This window comes from Ruegeria sp. CE9 (assembly GCF_056537425.1).
Genome location: NZ_JBQFRO010000083.1, coordinates 1 through 1,125 on the forward strand (window position 1 = coordinate 1; position 1,125 = coordinate 1,125).

General features: G+C 54.8%; 1 protein-coding gene. It reads left to right on the forward strand.

The genetic code is table 11. From position 1 onward, the window contains the following. Positions 1-56: 56 nt before the first annotated feature. Positions 57-1,125, forward strand: a protein-coding gene (locus ACR0B3_RS24170) for an IS3 family transposase (RefSeq protein ID WP_480811261.1) whose coding sequence is annotated in 2 segments (ribosomal slippage) — positions 57-321 and positions 321-1,125 — 1,070 coding nt annotated over the 2 segments. Because the reading frame shifts where the segments join, the coding sequence is not laid out codon by codon here. This gene is flagged as partial in the annotation.

Below are 1,125 nucleotides of genomic sequence, written 5' to 3' on the forward strand. Positions count from 1 at the left end.
TGAGCCTCCCCAACTGAACTGGTCCACCGTTATGTTTAGGGAACGGAGGACCACGAATGGCAAACAAGCGACCGAAGCCCGAAGAGATTGTCTCGAAGTTACGGCAGGTTGAAGTTCTGATGGGGCAAGACATGTCCCGTCTTGATGCGATCAGACAGATCGGCGTTGTTGAACAAACCTATTACCGCTGGCGAAAGAAGTACGGCGGAATGGGTGTAGATCAGTTGAAAGAACTGAAGCGGCTTCAGAAAGAGAACGAGCGGTTGAGACGCGCGGTGTCTGATCTGACTCTGGACAAGCTGATCCTGACGGAAGCCGCAAAGGGAAACTTTTGAGCCCCGCTCGTCGTCGTGCCTGCATTGATCATGTCCGCAACCAGCTGAACGTTTCCGAGAGACGCGCCTGCCGCGTGCTTGGGCAACACCGGTCCACGCAACGGCACATCCCCCAAGGTCGCGCAGACGAAGACCGGCTGGTGGCCGATATGATCGAGCTGACCCGTCAATACGGCCGATATGGCTATCGCAGGATCGCTGCGTTGCTGAGAGAGGCTGGATGGTCCGTCAGTGATGGGCGGGTTGAACGGCTTTGGCGGCGAGAGGGGCTGAAAGTGCCGATGAAACAACCGAAGAAAGGGAGGTTATGGCTTAATGACGGCTCATGCGTTCGGCTACGGCCAGAGTATCGCAATCATGTTTGGTCGTATGACTTCGTCCATTGTCGAACCGACGACGGCAAAGTCTTCCGGACGCTGAACATCCTTGATGAGTACAGTCGGGAATGTTTGGCAATCAGGGTCGAGCGGAAGTTGAACTCGACTGATGTAATCGACGTCCTGACGGATCTGTTCATACTTCGTGGCGCCCCCCGTTTCATACGTTCAGACAATGGGCCAGAATTTTTCGCCCAGGCTGTCCGAGACTGGATTGCTGCTGTCGGCGCCAAGACGGCTTTCATCGAACCTGGCAGCCCATGGGAGAACGGATATTGTGAAAGCTTCAATGGCCGGTTCAGGGACGAGCTACTCAACGGCGAAATCTTCTACAACCTACGCGAAGCTCAAATTCTGATCGAGCAATGGAGGAAACACTACAACACAAAACGCCCCCACAGTGCACTGGGCTA